The sequence below is a fragment of the Achromobacter insuavis genome (assembly GCF_902859645.1).
Taxonomy (GTDB): Bacteria; Pseudomonadota; Gammaproteobacteria; order Burkholderiales; family Burkholderiaceae_B; genus Achromobacter; species Achromobacter insuavis.
This window is the reverse complement of the sequence record NZ_CADIJR010000074.1, coordinates 1-16670: the sequence shown is the minus strand read 5'-3', so window position 1 is coordinate 16670 and position 16670 is coordinate 1. Positions and strand designations below refer to the sequence as shown.

The 16670-nt window shown below is 67.3% G+C and carries 18 protein-coding genes; 4 read left to right on the top strand and 14 right to left on the bottom strand.

Annotated features, from left to right (window positions below; all coding sequences use genetic code 11):
- Positions 1 to 10: 10 nt before the first annotated feature.
- From rpoE to H0523_RS25855, 10 genes are all read right to left on the bottom strand, one after another.
- On the bottom strand, positions 11 to 610 hold the full coding sequence (rpoE, locus tag H0523_RS25900; RefSeq protein WP_006389292.1) for an RNA polymerase sigma factor RpoE: 600 nt from the start codon (positions 608 to 610) through the stop codon (positions 11 to 13).
- Positions 607 to 1065 (bottom strand): hypothetical protein, encoded by a 459-nt coding sequence (locus H0523_RS25895; protein ID WP_180180192.1) that lies wholly within the window; start codon positions 1063 to 1065, stop codon positions 607 to 609. The genes rpoE and H0523_RS25895 overlap by 4 nt, the downstream gene beginning before the upstream one ends.
- 37 nt (positions 1066 to 1102) lie before the next feature.
- Positions 1103 to 2332 carry a beta-ketoacyl-ACP synthase II gene (gene fabF, locus H0523_RS25890; protein WP_054429591.1) on the bottom strand — a complete coding sequence of 410 codons (1230 nt, stop codon included), beginning with the start codon at positions 2330 to 2332 and terminating at the stop codon, positions 1103 to 1105.
- A 183-nt stretch (positions 2333 to 2515) separates the two neighbouring features.
- Positions 2516 to 2755 carry an acyl carrier protein gene (gene acpP, locus H0523_RS25885; RefSeq protein ID WP_005012191.1) on the bottom strand — a complete coding sequence of 80 codons (240 nt, stop codon included), beginning with the start codon at positions 2753 to 2755 and terminating at the stop codon, positions 2516 to 2518.
- Between the two features lie 213 nt (positions 2756 to 2968).
- Positions 2969 to 3721, bottom strand: a complete 753-nt coding sequence (fabG, locus tag H0523_RS25880; RefSeq protein ID WP_006393479.1) for a 3-oxoacyl-ACP reductase FabG — start codon at positions 3719 to 3721, stop codon at positions 2969 to 2971.
- A gap of 4 nt (positions 3722 to 3725) precedes the next feature.
- Positions 3726 to 4661: an ACP S-malonyltransferase gene (gene fabD / locus H0523_RS25875; protein WP_054429592.1), complete on the bottom strand. Its 936-nt coding sequence runs from the start codon at positions 4659 to 4661 to the stop codon at positions 3726 to 3728.
- A 91-nt stretch (positions 4662 to 4752) separates the two neighbouring features.
- Positions 4753 to 5739: a beta-ketoacyl-ACP synthase III gene (locus H0523_RS25870; protein WP_035360074.1), complete on the bottom strand. Its 987-nt coding sequence runs from the start codon at positions 5737 to 5739 to the stop codon at positions 4753 to 4755.
- Complete coding sequence (gene plsX, locus H0523_RS25865; RefSeq protein ID WP_054429593.1) at positions 5739 to 6806, bottom strand: phosphate acyltransferase PlsX; 1068 nt, start codon at positions 6804 to 6806, stop codon at positions 5739 to 5741. Before plsX ends, H0523_RS25870 begins: the two co-directional genes overlap by 1 nt.
- A gap of 59 nt (positions 6807 to 6865) precedes the next feature.
- Positions 6866 to 7048 carry a 50S ribosomal protein L32 gene (gene rpmF / locus H0523_RS25860; protein ID WP_006389284.1) on the bottom strand — a complete coding sequence of 61 codons (183 nt, stop codon included), beginning with the start codon at positions 7046 to 7048 and terminating at the stop codon, positions 6866 to 6868.
- 52 nt (positions 7049 to 7100) lie between these two features.
- Positions 7101 to 7778 (bottom strand): YceD family protein, encoded by a 678-nt coding sequence (locus H0523_RS25855; protein WP_231689842.1) that lies wholly within the window; start codon positions 7776 to 7778, stop codon positions 7101 to 7103.
- A gap of 123 nt (positions 7779 to 7901) precedes the next feature.
- Here H0523_RS25855 and H0523_RS25850 point away from each other — a divergent pair, with 123 nt between their 5' ends.
- From H0523_RS25850 to H0523_RS25840, 3 genes are read left to right on the top strand one after another with little or no spacing between them, the layout of a single operon-like run.
- Positions 7902 to 8504, top strand: coding sequence for a Maf-like protein (locus H0523_RS25850; RefSeq protein WP_054429595.1), 603 nt, complete (start codon positions 7902 to 7904; stop codon positions 8502 to 8504).
- Complete coding sequence (locus H0523_RS25845; RefSeq protein ID WP_054429596.1) at positions 8501 to 9211, top strand: SAM-dependent methyltransferase; 711 nt, start codon at positions 8501 to 8503, stop codon at positions 9209 to 9211. The genes H0523_RS25850 and H0523_RS25845 overlap by 4 nt, the downstream gene beginning before the upstream one ends.
- 2 nt (positions 9212 to 9213) lie before the next feature.
- A complete protein-coding gene (locus H0523_RS25840) occupies positions 9214 to 9999 on the top strand; it encodes an N-acetylmuramoyl-L-alanine amidase (protein WP_054429597.1) in 786 nt (261 codons plus the stop codon).
- An 18-nt stretch (positions 10000 to 10017) separates the two neighbouring features.
- On the opposite strand, the gene msrQ is transcribed toward H0523_RS25840, so the two are convergent.
- The 4 genes from msrQ to H0523_RS25820 all read right to left on the bottom strand — a co-directional run bounded on the left by msrQ (position 10018) and on the right by H0523_RS25820 (position 13429).
- The gene (msrQ, locus tag H0523_RS25835) at positions 10018 to 10671 is read right to left on the bottom strand and encodes a protein-methionine-sulfoxide reductase heme-binding subunit MsrQ (RefSeq protein WP_054429598.1); all 654 of its coding nucleotides are present in this window, start codon (positions 10669 to 10671) and stop codon (positions 10018 to 10020) included.
- The gene (gene msrP, locus H0523_RS25830; protein ID WP_054429599.1) at positions 10668 to 11636 is read right to left on the bottom strand and encodes a protein-methionine-sulfoxide reductase catalytic subunit MsrP; all 969 of its coding nucleotides are present in this window, start codon (positions 11634 to 11636) and stop codon (positions 10668 to 10670) included. The genes msrQ and msrP overlap by 4 nt, the downstream gene beginning before the upstream one ends.
- A gap of 163 nt (positions 11637 to 11799) precedes the next feature.
- Entirely contained in the window at positions 11800 to 12462 is a 663-nt protein-coding gene (locus tag H0523_RS25825) for an HAD family hydrolase (RefSeq protein WP_054429600.1), read from the bottom strand.
- A gap of 1 nt (position 12463) precedes the next feature.
- Positions 12464 to 13429, bottom strand: a complete 966-nt coding sequence (locus tag H0523_RS25820) for an RluA family pseudouridine synthase (protein WP_156349982.1) — start codon at positions 13427 to 13429, stop codon at positions 12464 to 12466.
- A 508-nt stretch (positions 13430 to 13937) separates the two neighbouring features.
- Between H0523_RS25820 and H0523_RS25815 the strand changes: the two genes are divergently transcribed.
- Positions 13938 to 16670, top strand: a 2733-nt coding sequence (locus H0523_RS25815) for an Rne/Rng family ribonuclease (RefSeq protein WP_257225173.1), incomplete at its 3' end; no start/stop codon positions are given.

Here is a 16670-nt window from a genome sequence, read left to right as displayed (position 1 = left end):
CTGCCACTCCTTACCAGCGACGCTCGGCATCGGTGCCAAGCAATGGGCGCAACTTGGTCGCAATGGCTTCTCGCGCACGGAAAATGCGGGAGCGCACCGTACCAATGGGGCAGTCCATGCTCTGGGCGATGTCTTCGTAACTCATACCTTCGATTTCACGCAGGACGATTGCGGTGCGCAATTCCTCGGGCAATTCCTCGATGGCCGCGTTCACCGTTTCGGCGATCTCGCGGCTGGCCACCATGGACTCCGGCGTGCTTATATCGGTTAGGTTGTCGGTTTCGTTAAAAGTTTCACCGTCTTCCGTTTCTATCGCATTGGGCGCGCTCGGCCGCCGTCCCTGGGACGCGAGCCAATTTCGGGCCGTATTGATGGCGATACGATACAACCAGGTGTAGAACGCGCTCTCCCCCCGGAACTGGGGCAAGGCCCGGTAGGCCTTGATGAACGCTTCCTGGGCCACGTCCTCGATCTCGGCGGGATCGCGGATCATGCGGGCCAGCAGACGGAGGATCTTGCGCTGGTACTTGAGCACCAGCAGGTCAAAGGCCTTCTTGTCGCCCCGCTGGACGCGCGCGACAAGCTCAGCGTCGACTTCGCGCTCGCTCATGAGGCCTCCCGCAGGCAGACCGTCCGGGGCGTCTGCCGCGCCGCGCCGGCCAGCAGGCACAGGCGCCGCCAGTCGTCGGGTCGCAACGTCGGTTGCCAGACGGTGAAAGTTACATGGTGGTCGTTAAAGGCCATACTCCCGGAGGGCAAGGGCTGCAGGGTGAGCGAAAGCCACGCCGGTCCGCGACGCTGTTGCACCAGCGACGCGTCCCGCCAACCGCTGGGCAGGCGCACCTGCCAGCGGCCACCACCGGCCGCCGTGCGCAGGGCCGATACCGGGGACAGGCTGCGACGGGTCAAGTGTAACAGCCCCGCCGCCAACGCCGATGACATCAGCGCGGCGCCGGCCGTCCAGGCCGTGCCGTGCCACGAGGCGGCGGTGAGAAGGCTGGCCGCGGCGGCGGCCAGCCCCAGGCCGGGCAACGCCGTCACGCCGCGCGGCCGCAGAACGGGCACGCGAAACGTCCAGCGCCCCTGGCCCGGGCCTTCCAAATCAGACCCGGCGAACGGCCATCGAGCCGTTGGTGCCGCCGAAGCCGAACGAGTTGGACAGGCCGACGTCGATCTTCATCTGCCGTGCCTCGTTGGCGCAGTAGTCCAGGTCGCATTCCGGATCCTGGTTGAAGATGTTGATGGTCGGAGGCGAAACCTGGTTGTAGACCGCCAGGGTCGTGAACACCGCCTCGATGCCGCCGGCCGCGCCCAGCAGGTGGCCGGTCATCGACTTGGTCGAATTCACCACCAGCTTCTTGGCGTGGTCGCCGAACGCCAGCTTCAGCGCGTCGCTCTCGTTCTTGTCGCCCAGGGGCGTCGAGGTGCCGTGCGCGTTGACGTACTGGACGTCTTCCAGGTTCAGGCCGCCGTTGCGCAGCGCGTTGAGAATGCCGCGGCGCGGGCCGTCCTTGTCGGGAGCCGTGATGTGATGCGCGTCGGAGCTCATGCCGTAGCCGGCGAACTCGCCATAGATGCGCGCGCCGCGCTTCTTGGCGTGTTCGTATTCTTCCAGCACCAGCACGCCGGCGCCCTCGCCCAGCACGAAGCCGTCGCGGTCGCGGTCCCAGGGACGCGAAGCCGTCTGAGGATCATCGTTGCGGGTCGACAGCGCGCGCATCGCGGCAAAGCCGCCGATGCCCAGCGGCGATACGGTCGACTCGGCGCCACCGGCCAGCATGACGTCGGCATCGCCGTACTCGATCAGGCGGGCAGCGTCACCAATGCTGTGCAGGCCCGTGGTGCAGGCCGACACGACGGCGTAGCTGGGGCCCTTCATGCCAAAGGCGATGGACAGGTGGCCGGAGATCAGGTTGATCAGCGAACCCGGCACGAAGAACGGCGAGATCCGGCGCGGACCCTTGGCCATGTATTCGACCTGGGTTTCCTCGATGCGCGGCAGACCGCCGATGCCCGAGCCGACGATCACGCCGATGCGTTCGGCGTTGGCTTCGGTGACTTCCAGGCCGCAATCGCGCCAGGCCTGCATCCCGGCGGCCAGGCCGTAATGGATGAAGGTATCCATCTGGCGGGCTTCTTTGCTCGAGATATAGGTGCTGATGTCGAAGTCTTTGACTTCGCCGGCAATGTGCGTGGTGATGGCCGAGGGATCGAAACGGGAGATACGGCTGATGCCAGAACGTCCGTTGACGATATTGTCCCAAGCGGTGGTCAGGTCGTTGCCAACGGGCGAAACGATACCAAGGCCAGTGATGACGACACGTCGCTTCACGGATGACTCCTCAAACAGACAAAAGAAAGGCGGCTTTCGGGATGCACTGCGCGTGCGGAACACGCAATAGCGGGTCGGGCATCAATGCCCTTCCCGCGCGTGGACCACACGGCAAATTCCTGAAACCGCCCCGGTTCCCGGCTGGCCCCGGACATGGGGCAACCGGAAGGATATAGGCTGAGCTTACTGCTTACCGTTCGAATTGATGTAATCAATCGCTTGTTGCACGGTCGTGATCTTTTCGGCCTCTTCGTCGGGGATCTCGGTCTCGAATTCGTCTTCGAGCGCCATGACCAGTTCGACCATGTCGAGCGAATCGGCACCGAGGTCGTCAAGGAAGGAGGATTCGTTCTTGATCTCGGCTTCGTTCACGCCAAGTTGTTCAGCGACGATCTTCTTGACGCGCTGTTCGATGCTTTCCATGCAGATCTCCAAATGGGAAAAATCCCGCGAATTATAGCCAAGCGCAGAGTACTGCAAACGCCAGGCCGTGACAAAAATAACACCGCGCACTTTGATCTGTCGCCCGCCGGGCGCAGGAAAACCGGTGTGCGGCGTTTCCGGATGAACCGCGCGTTGCCGTGCCGGTTGTCCGGCGCCGGCGCGGCGGCCTGGGCCGCCCGCGCGTTTCGTGACTTATTGCATGTACATCCCGCCGTTGACGTGCAGGGTGGTGCCGGTAATGTAACCCGCCTGCGGCCCGGACAAAAAGGCCACCGCATGGGCGATGTCCGTGGGCGAACCCAACCGGCCCAGCGGGATCTGCTGCAGCAGCGCGGCGGTCTGGTTCTCGCCCAGCGCGCGCGTCATGTCGGTGTCGATGAAGCCCGGCGCGACGCAATTGACGGTGATGTTGCGGCTGCCCAGCTCGCGCGCCAGGGCGCGCGACATGCCGGCGACGCCGGCCTTGGCGGCGGCGTAGTTGGCCTGGCCGGCATTGCCGCTGGAACCCACCACGGAGGTGACGTTGATGATGCGTCCCCAACGGGCCTTCATCATGTTGCGCAGCACGGCGCGCGACAGACGGAAGACCGACGCCAGGTTGGTGTCGATGACCGCGGACCAATCGTCGTCTTTCATGCGCATTGCCAGCGTATCGCGGGTGATGCCGGCATTATTGACGAGGATGTGCGGACCGCCGCCTTCCTTGCCGAGCGCGTCGATGAGCGCGTCGCAGGCTTCGGCGTTGGTCACGTCCAGCACCACGCCGCGGCCGCCGAACGGCGCCAGCGCCTCGGTGATGGCGGCGGCGCCCGATTCGGACGTGGCAGTGCCGACGACCACCGCGCCGCGCGCGGCCAGTTCCTGGGCGATGGCGCGGCCGATGCCGCGCGTCGCGCCGGTGACCAGGGCGATCTTGCCCTGCAGTTCGATCGAGGTGTTTTCCATGGTCTTAATTTCCGTTGACCGCGGCCAGCGCGGCCTCAAGCGAGGCCGGATCCGTGATGGCCAGGCCGGTGAGCTCGGGGTCGATGCGTTTGGTCAGGCCGGCCAGCACCTTGCCCGGCCCGCACTCGATGACGTGGGTCACGCCCTGCGCTTTCATGGCGCGCAGCGTCTCGACCCAACGCACAGGATGCCATGCCTGGCGCACCAGCGCATCCCGGATTGCCCCGGGTTCCGTCGGCGAGGCGACATCGACGTTGTTGATGACCGGGATCTGCGGCGCCGCCACGTTGACCGCGGCCAGCGCGCCCGCCAGCACGTCGGCGGCGGGCTTGAGCAGGCTGGAGTGGAACGGCGCGGACACCGGCAGCAGCAGCGCGCGCTTGGCGCCCGCGGCCTTGGCCAGTTCGCAGGCGCGTTCGACGGCGCCCTTGTGGCCGGCGATCACGACCTGCGCCGGCGCGTTGAAGTTGACGGCTTCGACCACTTCGCCCTGGGCTGCCGCGGCGCACGCGGCGCGCACGGCATCATCGTCCAGGCCGAGAATGGCGGCCATGGCGCCCGTGCCCACGGGCACCGCGGCCTGCATGGCGTCGGCGCGCACGCGCACCAGGCGCACGGCGTCTTCCAGCGCCAGCGAACCAGCGGCCGTCAGGGCCGCGTATTCGCCCAGGCTGTGGCCGGCGACGACGTCGGGATTGCGGCCACCCGCCGCGCGCCAGGCCGCGAAGAACGCGACGCCGGCCGTCAGCATGGCGGGCTGGGTGTTGGTGGTCAGGCTGAGCTGTTCGATCGGACCCTGCGCGATCAGCGCGCCCAGGTCCTGGCCCAGCGCCTGCGAGGCGCGCGCCACGGTATCGGTCACGGCGGCGACGTCGGCCCAGGCATCCAGCATGCCGACGGCCTGCGAACCCTGGCCAGGAAAGACAAAAGCGATTTTCATGTTCGACCGTGTGGAGTGATTCTGAGTCTGTGGAATGTCGGACGTGGCATCCGGGCGGGCGCGGCAATCCGCGTCCCGGCCGGACACGCCCTTACATGCGGGCCAGTACCGAACCCCAGGTGAATCCGCCGCCCACGCCCTGCATCAGCACGAGCTGGCCCGGCTTGACGCGGCCATCGCGGCGCGCGGCGTCAAGCGCCAGCGGCACGCTGGCAGCGGAGGTATTGGCATGGCTGTCGACGGTGATGACAACCTTCTCGACCGGCACGGCAAGCTTGCGCGCCAGGAAATTCAGGATGCGGACGTTGGCCTGATGCGGCACCAGCCAATCGACTTCACTGATGTCGACGCCGGCTTCGGCGCAGGTGTCGCGGGCGGAGCGGTCCAGCACCGTGACGGCCTGCTTGAACACCGCCTGGCCGTCCATGCGCAGGAACGGATCGCCGGTGACGTCGCCATAGGCCACGTTGCCCGCGGCGCTGAGGATCTTCATCTGGCTGCCGTCGGCATGCAGCTGGGCGGCCAGGATGCCGGGCTTGTCGGAGGCCTTGAGCACCACCGCGCCGGCGCCGTCGCCGAACAGCACGCAGGTGCTGCGGTCGTTCCAGTCGAGGATGCGCGAGAACACTTCGGCGCCGATCACCAGGGCGCAACGCGCGCGGCCGGCGCGGATGAAGCTGTCGGCGGTGGTCAGGGCATAGACGAAGCCGCTGCACACGGCCTGCACGTCGAAGGCGGCAGACCCCTTGGCGCCCAGGTTGGCCTGCACCAGGCAGGCGGTGCTGGGAAACACGAAATCGGGCGTGGACGTAGCCAGCACGATCAGGTCAACCTCGGAGGCATCGACACCCGCATCGGCCAGCGCGCGGCGCGAGGCCTCGGTCGCCAGCTGGCTGGTGGTGACGCCGCGTTCGGCGAGGTGGCGCTGGCGGATGCCCGTGCGCTCGACGATCCACTCGTCGGAGGTGGCGATATCGCGCGTCGCCAGCTCCGCGGCCAGGGCGTCATTCGAAACCACACGTTCCGGCAGGAAGCTGCCGGTGCCCGCGATCACGGAATATTTCATTGCGGTATCCATCAAGCGGTGTCTCCAGCCGCGCCCGGCTCGAGCGCCGGAGCACCCGAGGCAGACTGGACGCGCTGGTTGAGCTGCGCGACCGTCTGTGCGGTGCGCTCCAGCAGTTTACTCACGACGGCTTCGCGCGCCCGTTGCAGCGCGAACCCGAAGGCGTAGACATCAGCCGAGCCGTGGCTCTTGATGACCACGCCACGCAGGCCCAGCAACGCCGCGCCGTTGTAGCGGCGGTTGTCGACGCGATTGCGCAAGCGGTTCAGCACCGGCTTGGCCACGGCGCCGGCCAGCAGCGTGATCAGGTTGCGTTTGAACTCTTCGCGGATGACGCTGGACAACATCTTGGCCAGGCCTTCCACGGACTTGAGCACGACGTTGCCGACGAAACCGTCGCAGACGACGACGTCGACCGTGCCCTTGAAAATGTCATTGCCTTCCACGTTGCCGTAGAAGTTCAGGGGACTGGCGCGCAGAAGCTCGGCGGCTTCCTTGACGACCTCGTTGCCCTTGATGACCTCTTCGCCGATGTTGAGCAAGCCCACGGTGGGGTTGTCGCGATGGTCCACCGCCTGCGACAGCGCGGCGCCCATGATGGCGAATTGCAGCAGGTGCTCGGCCGTGCAGTCCACATTCGCGCCCAGGTCCAGCACCGTGGTGGCGCGGCCCGTCTGGTTCGGAATGGACGTGGCGATCGCCGGCCGGTCAATGCCGTCCAGCGTCTTGAGCACATAGCGTGAAATGGCCATCCACGCGCCGGTGTTGCCGGCGGAAATGCAGGCGTCGGCATTCCCGTCCTTGACGGACTGGGCGGCCAGGCGCATGGAGGAGTCTTTTTTGCGGCGCAGGGCGACCTCGACCGGGTCGTCCATGGTGACGACTTCGGAAGCCGCCACGATCTCGAAGCGATCACGCTCGACGCCGCGGTGCTCGGAGAGCGCCGCTTCGATGGCGTCGGGAAGCCCGACCAGCAATAGCCGGGTGTCCGGAAATTGCCGGGCGAACTCGATCGCAGCCGGAATCGTGACGGGCAGACCGAAGTCTCCGCCCATACAGTCTATGGCGATGCGTATCACGGGTGCCAGGTATCAGCGCTCAGCCGAATTGGTCCGAGTACGAGTTCGGCCCGGGGGCCTTATTCGTCGGCCTTGGTCTTCAGGACCTTGCGGCCACGGTAGAAGCCGTTGGGGCTGATGTGGTGACGCAGGTGCGTTTCGCCCGTGGTCGGTTCGATAGCCGTCGACGGATTCACCAGAAAATCGTGCGAGCGGTGCATACCGCGCTTGGACGGGGACTTCTTGTTTTGTTGAACAGCCATGATGACTCCTAGAAACGGGGCGCATTGTACGCGATGCGGCCCGATGTTGATCTCAATCTTTGTGCTTCAGTTGTTCCAGCACCGCAAACGGCGACGGACGCTTGACAACGGGCTCTTGGGGAGCTTCGCTGTCCTTGGCCTGCGCGCCCGGGCATACATCATGCTTGGGCACATACGGAACGCTCAGAATGAGCTCATCTTCGATCTGGGCCAACAGATCGAAATGATGCGAACCCACCACCTTTTCAGGCTGGTTGGACACAAAACCTTTTCCTGCGTTTCCTGCTTCCTCGCCGTCCTCATCCTCGTCGTCGAAACCCGCGGCGTGACCGCCGGAGGCAACGCCGTCGTCGAGGTCGGCTTCGGACTTGACCAGTTGCAGCAGGACCTCGCTGTCCACCGGATAGGCGAACGGCTCATTGCACCGCTGGCACACCACGACCGGATTCGCCCGCACATGAATGTGCAGGAGCGGCTGACCTTGCAGCAACCCGGCCTTGCCCATCTCGCCGCGCACGGACCACGTCACGAGGCCGGCCTCACCCGCCGGTTGCTCGGGAAGTCCGTCAACCGCGCGCGTCAACCGCACAAGAGGTATGGTGCCTTGCGCTTCCTTGCCCGAATGGGCGAATGCGAATGCGTCGATGGGCTTGATGTTCTGTCCTTTCGCACAAGACCGCCGGGCATGCGCATCGCGCACAACCTGCTCATCCCGTGCATTCGCGGCCATCCCAGGGCGCCAAACCGATGACTCGCGCCGGGGTTGCGCCCCGCCCAAAAGTCATGCTGCCCTGCAAAAATGCCGCAAAACGTTAGATAATACTGTGACTTACGTCCCAGCGTCAAATATCGCATGCCCTCACAACCCAGCCTGATCCTCGCTTCCAGCTCGCGCTACCGCAAAGAACTGCTCAGCCGCCTGCGCCTGCCCTTTACCGCCATTTCGCCGGATGTGGACGAAACGCCACAACCGGGCGAATCCCCCGAAGCGCTGGCGCTGCGCCTGTCGGTCGCCAAGGCCATGGTGGTGGCGTCCGCGCATCCGGGCAGCATCGTGATCGGCTCGGATCAGGTGGCGACCGTGGACGGCCAACCCATCGGCAAGCCTGGCGACTTTTCGCGCGCCCAGGCACAATTGCGGGCACTTTCCGGGCAGATGGTGGAATTTCACAGCGCGTTGGCGGTCACGGACGGTCAACGGGTGGAAAAAGCCGACATCGTCACGCGCTGCCGCTTCCGGCGCCTGTCCGACCAGGCCATCGACGCCTATCTGCGCGCAGAGGAACCCTACGATACCGCAGGCAGCGCCAAGGCGGAAAGCCTGGGCATCGCCCTGATGGAAAGCATCCAGAGCGACGATCCGACCGCCATCATCGGCCTGCCGCTAATCGCCCTGACCACCATGCTGGCCGGGTTCGGGCTCGACCCGCTGGCGGCGCCGGGAGCGCCCGCATGAGCGGCTCGCTGCACCTGATCCCCGTGGGGCTGGGCGAGGCCGCCCCGGAAAGCTGGCTGCCCGCCGACGCGCGCGCCCGGGCCGGCAGCCTGGACACCTACATCGCCGAGAACGCCAAGACGGCGCGCGCCTTCCTCAAGCTGGTGGGCACCACCCGGCCGCTGCAGGAAATCACCATCCACACGCTCAGCGACAAGACCGACGCCGCCGAGATCGGCGCCTGGCTCGAGCCGGTGCGCCGCGGCGCCGACATCGGCCTGGTGTCCGAAGCCGGCTGCCCGGCGGTCGCCGACCCTGGCGCCAAGGTGGTGGACGCCGCCCACCGGCTGGGCATCACCGTCAAGCCCTGGGTCGGCCCCTCCTCCATCCTGCTGGGCCTGATGGCCAGCGGCCTGGACGGCCAGCGCTTCGCCTTCCACGGCTACGCCCCCGTGGACGCCAGCGAGCGCGCCAAACAGCTCAAGGCCTGGGAACAGCACTCCGCCCGGCACAACCAGACGCAACTGCTGATCGAAACCCCCTACCGCAACGCCGCCATGTTCGCGACGCTGCTGGCCAGCCTGAAGGGCGACACCAAGCTGTGCGTGGCCCGCGCGCTGACCACCGCCGACGAATGGATCGCCACGCGCACCATCGCCGACTGGAAAAAGCAGCCCGCCCCGCAGCTGGACAAGATGCCCACCCTGTTCCTGTACCTGGCGCGCTGACCATGATCCGAATTACCGCCGTATTCCTGGCCCTCGCGGCCCTGGCCGGTTGCGCCCAGCGCGGCCCCGCCGGCCTGAACCTGGACACCTCGGTCACCGCGGTCAGCCAGAGCAGCCGGGTGCGTTTCGTCGTGGTGCACTACACCTCGACCGACGACGCCGTATCGATGAAGCTGCTGTCGCAGGGCAAGGTCAGCGCCCACTACCTGATCGATACCTCCGGGCGCGCCCACCGGCTGGTCGATGAAACCCGCGCCGCCTGGCACGCCGGCGAAAGCGCCTGGTACGGCCTGAACGCCATGAACAGCACCTCGATCGGCATCGAGATCGTCAACCCGGGGTGGACCGACGGCACCGACGGCAAGCCGCAATGGCATGCCTACGGCGACCGCCAGATCCGCGCGCTGACCATCCTGTTGCGCGACATCATCCAGCGCAACGGCATCACGCCCGAGAACGTGGTGGGCCACAGCGACATCGCGCCCCAGCGCAAGGTCGATCCGGGCCCACTGTTCCCCTGGAAGCAATTGGCCGCGGCCGGCATCGGCCGCTGGTACGACGAAGCCGGCGCCGCCGCGCACCTGGCGCGCCTGCAGGCGCAGGGCACGCCCGACGTCGCCTGGTTCCAGCAACAGTTGCAGCGGCTGGGCTACACCACGCCGCAGAACGGCACACTGGATCGCGCCACCATCAATGTGCTGGCGGCCTTCCAGATGCACTACCGCCCCGCCCTCCACGACGGTCAGCCCGACGCCGAGACGGCGGCGATCCTGCTGGCCATGCTGTAGCCGGACGGCGCGCGCCGCTCAACCCGGGCGGCGGCGCCACCAGGCGGCCAGCCGCCAGCCCAACAGCAGCGCCAGCGCCGCGGCGTACAGGATAGGCTGCGACAGGTCGTTCTTGCCGGCCTTGTGCCACCAGTAGTGCAGCACTGCCAGCAGGCCGATCAGATAGATGGCGCGGTGCAGCTGCTGCCAGCGCCTGCCCAGCTTGCGCATGGCCCACTGGGTCGAGGTGGCCGCCAGCGCCGTCATCAGCACGAAAGCGGCGAACCCCACGGTAATGAAGGGCCGCTCGCCGATGTCCTGCAGCATGGCGGCCGGATCGAAGCCGCGATCCCACCAGACCCAGGCCATGAAATGCATGGCGCCGTAGAAGAACGCGAACAGGCCGCACATGCGGCGCAGGCGCACCAGGGCCGGCTGGCCGGTCAGGCGCCGCAGCGGCGTAATCGCCAGCGTCACAAGCAGGCACACCAGCGTCCAGGTGCCCGACGAGCGGGTCAGGAATTCCACCGGGTTGGCGGTCAGCCCATCGGTGAAGCCCAGCCAGATCCAGCGCGCGAACGGCGCCAGGCCCAACAGGAACAGCCAGGGCTTGAAGCGCCCCACCGCGCGCGCCGACCACTGCGGCTTGCGCGGCGCGGCCACGGCGGCGCCATCAGCCACGGGCGGCTTCAATAGTTGGCCTTCAGATCCATGCCCTGGTAGAGCGACGCGACCTGATCGGCGTAACCGTTGAACATCAGGGTCTTGCGCTTGGGCGTGAACAGGCCGTCCTCGCCGATGCGGCGCTCGGTCGCCTGGCTCCAGCGCGGATGCGGCACGGTCGGATTGACGTTGGCATAGAAGCCGTATTCCTGCGGCGCGGCCTTGATCCACGAGGACACCGGCTGCTTTTCCACCAGGCGGATCTTGACCAGCGACTTGCCCGACTTGAAGCCGTACTTCCAGGGCACGGCCAGCCGCAACGGCGCGCCGTTCTGGTTGGGCAGCACCTTGCCGTAGACGCCGAACACCAGCATGGCCAGCGGATGCATGGCCTCGTCGATGCGCAGGCCCTCGACATAGGGCCAGTCGAGGATGGCGGCGCGCACGCCCGGCATGTTCTCGCGCTGCACGGCGGTCACGAATTCCACGTACTTGGCATTGCCGGTGGGCTCGACCTGCTTGAGCAGCGCCGACAGCGAGTAGCCGACCCACGGGATGACCATGGACCATCCCTCGACGCAGCGCAGCCGGTACACGCGCTCTTCCATGGGCGCCAGCTTGAGCAGCTCGTCGATGTCGAAGGTGCGCGGCTTGCCGACCTCGCCCTCGACGCTGACCGTCCACGGACGGGTCTGCAGCTTGCCGGCGTTGGACGCGGGCTCGCCCTTGTCGACGCCGAATTCGTAGTAGTTGTTGTAGGACGTGATATCAGCGAAGGACGTCTGCTTGTCCATGACGCTGAATGCCGCGTTGGGCTGGCCCGCCAGGCCGCCGGCAGCCGCGCCCTGGGCGAAGGCGCTGCGCGCCGCCCAGCCGGACAGCCCCAGCCCCGCCGCCGCCACGCCCGCGCGCAGGATCAGGTCGCGGCGCGAGCGCCAGACCGCCTCGGTAGTGATGTCGGACGGAACGATGTCATCGGGCCTGCGTATCAACATGGGGATTCTCCTGGGGGCCGGCGCGTGGATTCGCGTCGCTGCCGCCCCGCTCAAACCGTGGACGTTTCGCGACCCCATGATATTCCGCCGGACTGGCCGACGGCGATCAGCAATAGACCGCCCCACCCGCCGGGCGTTCCCGGCGGGACCGACGCCTCGGCCGTCAGGCGGCGGCCAGGGCCCGGCTGAGCAGCCATTCGCGCACCAGCGGCACGCTTTCCAGCACCGCCTGCGGGCCGCAACCCTCAAGTTCCTTCAGGGTATGCGCGCCGTAGGTCACGCCCAGGCCGTGCACGCCGGCGTTGGTGGCCATCTGCATGTCGTGGGAAGTGTCGCCCACCATCACCACGCGGGCCGGATCGACATCCAGCTCGCTCATCAACTCGTGCAGCATGGCCGGATGCGGTTTGCTGAAGGTCTCGTCGGCGGTGCGGGTAGCGTCGAACATGGGGCCCAGGCCGGTCGCGGCCAGGGCGCGGGTCAGGCCGACCCGGCTCTTGCCGGTGGCGACAGCCAGGCGCACATCGCGCTCGGCCAGCGCCGTCAGCAGCTCGGGGACCCCCTCGAACAGGCGCAGTTCGGGGTCGCGCAGCAGGTAATGGGTGCGGTAGCGCTCGAGAAAGCGCGGCAGCATCGCCTGGGTCAGCTGCGGCACGGCGCGGCGCAGCGCGCTTTCCAGCGACAGCCCGATCACCCAGCTGGCGTCGGAGGCCGACGGCACGGGCAGCTCCAGGTCGCGACAGGCGCCCTGGATGGCGGCCACGATGCTGTGCGTGGAATCCATCAGGGTTCCGTCCCAGTCAAAAACGACCAGCGAATACGACATATCAGACCGACTCCAGTTGTTTCAGTATTTTCCGGCAGGCGGGCGGCAATTCGGCGGTCAGCGTCATCGGCTCGCCCGTCAGCGGATGATTCAGGGTCAATTGGTGGGCATGCAGGAACATGCGGCCAAAGCCCATGCGCGCGAACTCGGCGCGGACCTCGTCGTGGCCGTACTTGTCGTCGCCCACGATGGGAAAGCCGCTGGCCGCCAGGTGCACGCGGATCTGGTGGGTGCGCCCGGTGCGCAGTTCCGCGTCCACCAGGCTGTAGCGGCCGAAGCGCTGCTTGAGCGTGATGATGGTGTGGGCGGTCTGGCCGTCGGGATCGACCTTGACGCGGCGTTCGCCGGACTGGGTGGTCCATTTCGACAGCGACAGCTTGATGTGCTGGCGGTCGTTGACCCAGTCGCCCTCGACCAGCGCGTAATAGTGCTTGTCGCTGCGCCCCTCGCGCAGCATGGCGTGCAGGGCCAGCAGCGCGCTGCGCTTCTTGGCGACCATCAGCAGGCCGGAGGTCTCGCGGTCGAGCCGGTGCACCAGCTCCAGGAACTTGGCCTCGGGACGGGCGGCGCGCAGTTGCTCGATCACGCCGAAGGACACGCCGCTGCCGCCGTGCACCGCCACGCCGGCGGGCTTATCCACCACCAGCATCGCGTCATCCTCGAACACCACCGGGAATTCGGCGGCCGGCACCGGCTTGGGCTTGCCCGGGTCGGGCAGGCGCAGCGGCGGAATGCGGACCATATCGCCTTCCGCGACCCGATAGTCGACCGAGATGCGTCCCTTGTTTACCCGGACCTCGCCGCCACGGATGGCCTTGTAGATGTGGGTTTTGGGGACGCCCTTGCACAGGCGCATCAGGTAATTATCCAGGCGCTGGCCGGCGTGTTCGGCCCCCACTTCCACCATGCGGACGGAGGGGGTGGCCATAGGGGAGGAAGTTTCTTTGCGCATTGCGGAAAGCGACATATAATCGGGACAGCCTTAAGGGGCTGAATCAGCCGCTGGCGTAGAGATGCAACTCAAGTACGCAACTCCGTCGAGCGCGTGGGCCGCCATTGTACTGCCTGCTCATTCAACCCCTGGGTCATTTGGTCGCCGGCGCAACCGCGCCCTGCCGGATAGTGGTGTGGCATTCATTTTGCCCGCTGTCCCAGCAGGTCCGTTGCCTGCCGCAAGCGGCTTGAAGCACTGCAAGAATCGTCGCATATTTAAAGCACCAGCTGCGCGTCGGCAACCAATCCGGCCGCAACTGCCGTTCACAGCACATTTCCGTCAAACCACATTCAGTGAAGCTGACCCTCCTGCTGAAAGAACCCCGTGCCCCACGGCACGACGTGCCCGCCTGACCCGCGGCGGATACGCCTGGGCGCCGCCCAGGTACGGTCCGCATCTTCTTGCCCGCTTCAGCCGCAGCCCGAGTGGCCCGAGGTCACGCGCCGATATCGGCGCGTCATGACAACGGAGAAACCCTCTCATGAAGCGCATGCTGTTCAATGCGACGCACCAGGAAGAATTACGCGTCGCTATCGTCGATGGGCAAAAACTCATCGACCTCGACATCGAGACTGCCGGCCGCGAACAACGCAAAGGCAACATCTACAAAGGTGTCATCACCCGGATCGAACCCGGCCTCGAAGCCTGCTTCGTCAACTACGGCGAAGACCGCCACGGCTTTCTTCCCTTCAAGGAAGTGGCCCGCAGCTTCTTCAAGGAAGGCGTCGACGTCCGCACCGCCCGCATCCAGGACGCCCTGCGCGAAGGCCAGGAACTGATCGTCCAGGTTGAAAAGGAAGAGCGCGGCAACAAGGGCGCCGCCCTGACCACGTTCATCTCGCTGGCCGGCCGCTACCTGGTCCTGATGCCCAACAACCCCCGTGGCGGTGGCGTTTCGCGCCGCGTCGAGGGCGAGGACCGCCAGGAACTGCGCGACACGATGGAGCAGCTCGAGCTGCCCCAGGGCATGAGCATCATCGCCCGCACCGCCGGCATCGGCCGCAACGTCGAAGAACTGCAATGGGACTTGTCGTACCTGTTGCAGCTCTGGACCGCCATCGACGGCGCCGCGCGCGACAACTCCGCGCCCATCCTGATCTATCTGGAATCGAGCCTGGTCATCCGCGCCATCCGCGATTACTTCTCGCCCGAGATCGGCGAAATCCTGATCGACACGGACGAGATCGCCGATCAGGCCACCGCGTTCATGAGCGTGGTGATGCCGGACAACGTCCAGCGCGTGAAGCGCTACCGCGACGACATCCCGCTGTTCTCGCGCTTCCAGATCGAACACCAGATCGAAACGGCCTACTCGCGCACGGTCACGCTGCCCTCCGGCGGCGCCATCGTCATCGACCACACCGAAGCGCTGGTGTCCGTGGACGTCAACTCGGCCCGCTCGACCCGCGGCGCCGACATCGAGGAAACCGCCCTGCGGACCAACTCGGAAGCCGCCGACGAAGTGGCCCGCCAGCTGCGCTTGCGCGACCTGGGCGGCCTGATCGTCATCGACTTCATCGACATGGAAGACAGCAAGAACCAGCGCGCCGTCGAACAGCGCCTGCGTGATGCCCTCCATTTCGACCGCGCCCGCGTCCAGATGGGCAAGATCTCGCGCTTCGGCCTGATGGAACTGTCGCGCCAGCGCCTGCGTCCGGCCCTGAACGAAGGCTCGCACATCACCTGCCCGCGCTGCAACGGCACCGGCGTGATCCGCGACGCCGAATCCAGCGCCCTGCACGTCCTGCGCCTGCTGCAGGAAGAAGCCATGAAGGAAAACACCGCGGCGGTCCACGCCCAGGTGCCGGTCGACGTGGCGACCTACCTGCTGAACGAAAAGCGCGCCGACATCACCAAGATGGAAGCCCGTCTGAAGGTCAACCTGGTGCTGATCCCCAACAAGCACCTGGAAACGCCGCACCACCACATCGAGCGCCTGCGCCACGACGATCCGCGCCTGGAAGAAGTGAAGACCAGCTTCGAGCTGGTCGAAGCGCCCGCCACGGACGCCCCCTGGCAGCCGCGCGAAAGCGAGATCAAGGCCCGTCCGGAAGCGCTGGTCAAGGGCATCACGCCCTCGCAGCCGGCCCCCGTGTCGACCCCTGCCCCGACGCCCGCCCCCGCGGCCGCGCCGGCGCAATCGGGCGGCCCCGGCCTGCTCAAGCGCCTGTTCGGCTGGCTGACCGGCAACAGCGAGCCCGCCAAGGCCGCGCCCGCCGCCCAGGAAGAGACCGGCGCCAAGCGCGCCGCGTCGCCGGCCCGCGGCAAGGGCCGCAGCGGCCACGACGGCCAGGAACGCCGCGGCGAACGCCACGGTTCCGACCGCAACCGCAACCGTCGCGGTGAATCCCGCGCCGAAGGCGCCGAGGGCAGCGAAGGCGGCCGTCCGCATATCCGCGGCAACCGTCGCCCCGAAGGCGAACGCGGTGAACGCCAGGAACGCGGCGAGCGCCACAACCGCAACGAGCGTGGCGACCGCGATCAGGCCGTGCAGGCCGCGCAAGCCTCGAACCGTCCCGACATCGCCCCGGAAGCCGCTGGCGATGACGCCGGCGCCGGCCGCAACCGCCGTCGCGGCCGTGGCCGCAACCGCCGCGAGGAAGGCCAGGCCGACGCGCCGATGAGCGATCAGGAAAGCATGGTGGCCGCACTGGCCCAGACGGTCGCCACGGCGCTGCCTGAAGCCAAGCTGCCCGCCGCCGACGCCGCGGCCGAGCAGGCCGATGCCGTCGAACAGACCGCCGATGGCGTGCCTGCCGCGGAAGGCGCCGAAGCCGGCGCCGATCCGGAACGCAAGCGCCGCCGCCGCCGCAGCCGTCGTGGCCGCCGCAGCCCGGACGAAGCCGGCCTGGCTGGCAGCGACGAGCAGCAGGAAGATGGCATCGACGACGAAGCCGGCGAGCCGGCCTCGGACGTGACCGCCGCGCCCGCGCCGGTGGCCGCCGCTCCGGTGGCATCGCAAGCCGAAACGGCCCCGGCCGAGGCGCAAGCCCCGACCCAGCCGGTCGAGGCCGCGCCGGTTCAAGCCGAGCAGGCTCCCGCTCCGGCGGCCGAGCCCGTGGTCGAGCCGCAGCCCGTGCAGGCCGCCGCGCCCGAAGTGACCGCGCCGGTGGCCGTCGAGCCCGCCAGCCAGGTCTCCGAGCCCGCCGTGCCCGCCACGGCGCCGGTGGAAGCCGCCACGGCCGAACCGGTCGTCGAGCCCGTCGTGACGGCG

Bases quoted from the DNA above. Each gene is read 5' to 3' on its own strand.
- fabD (WP_054429592.1), bottom strand. From the start codon at position 4,661: ATGAAAATCGCTTTTGTCTTTCCTGGCCAGGGTTCGCAGGCCGTCGGC.
- rpmF (WP_006389284.1), bottom strand. From the start codon at position 7,048: ATGGCTGTTCAACAAAACAAGAAGTCCCCGTCCAAGCGCGGTATGCAC.
- H0523_RS25855 (WP_231689842.1), bottom strand. From the start codon at position 7,778: ATGGCCGCGAATGCACGGGATGAGCAGGTTGTGCGCGATGCGCATGCC.
- H0523_RS25870 (WP_035360074.1), bottom strand. From the start codon at position 5,739: ATGGATACCGCAATGAAATATTCCGTGATCGCGGGCACCGGCAGCTTC.
- acpP (WP_005012191.1), bottom strand. From the start codon at position 2,755: ATGGAAAGCATCGAACAGCGCGTCAAGAAGATCGTCGCTGAACAACTT.
- H0523_RS25820 (WP_156349982.1), bottom strand. From the start codon at position 13,429: ATGTCGCTTTCCGCAATGCGCAAAGAAACTTCCTCCCCTATGGCCACC.
- H0523_RS25850 (WP_054429595.1), top strand. From the start codon at position 7,902: ATGCCCTCACAACCCAGCCTGATCCTCGCTTCCAGCTCGCGCTACCGC.
- H0523_RS25840 (WP_054429597.1), top strand. From the start codon at position 9,214: ATGATCCGAATTACCGCCGTATTCCTGGCCCTCGCGGCCCTGGCCGGT.
- rpoE (WP_006389292.1), bottom strand. From the start codon at position 610: ATGAGCGAGCGCGAAGTCGACGCTGAGCTTGTCGCGCGCGTCCAGCGG.
- H0523_RS25845 (WP_054429596.1), top strand. From the start codon at position 8,501: ATGAGCGGCTCGCTGCACCTGATCCCCGTGGGGCTGGGCGAGGCCGCC.
- H0523_RS25825 (WP_054429600.1), bottom strand. From the start codon at position 12,462: ATGTCGTATTCGCTGGTCGTTTTTGACTGGGACGGAACCCTGATGGAT.
- msrP (WP_054429599.1), bottom strand. From the start codon at position 11,636: ATGTTGATACGCAGGCCCGATGACATCGTTCCGTCCGACATCACTACC.
- fabG (WP_006393479.1), bottom strand. From the start codon at position 3,721: ATGGAAAACACCTCGATCGAACTGCAGGGCAAGATCGCCCTGGTCACC.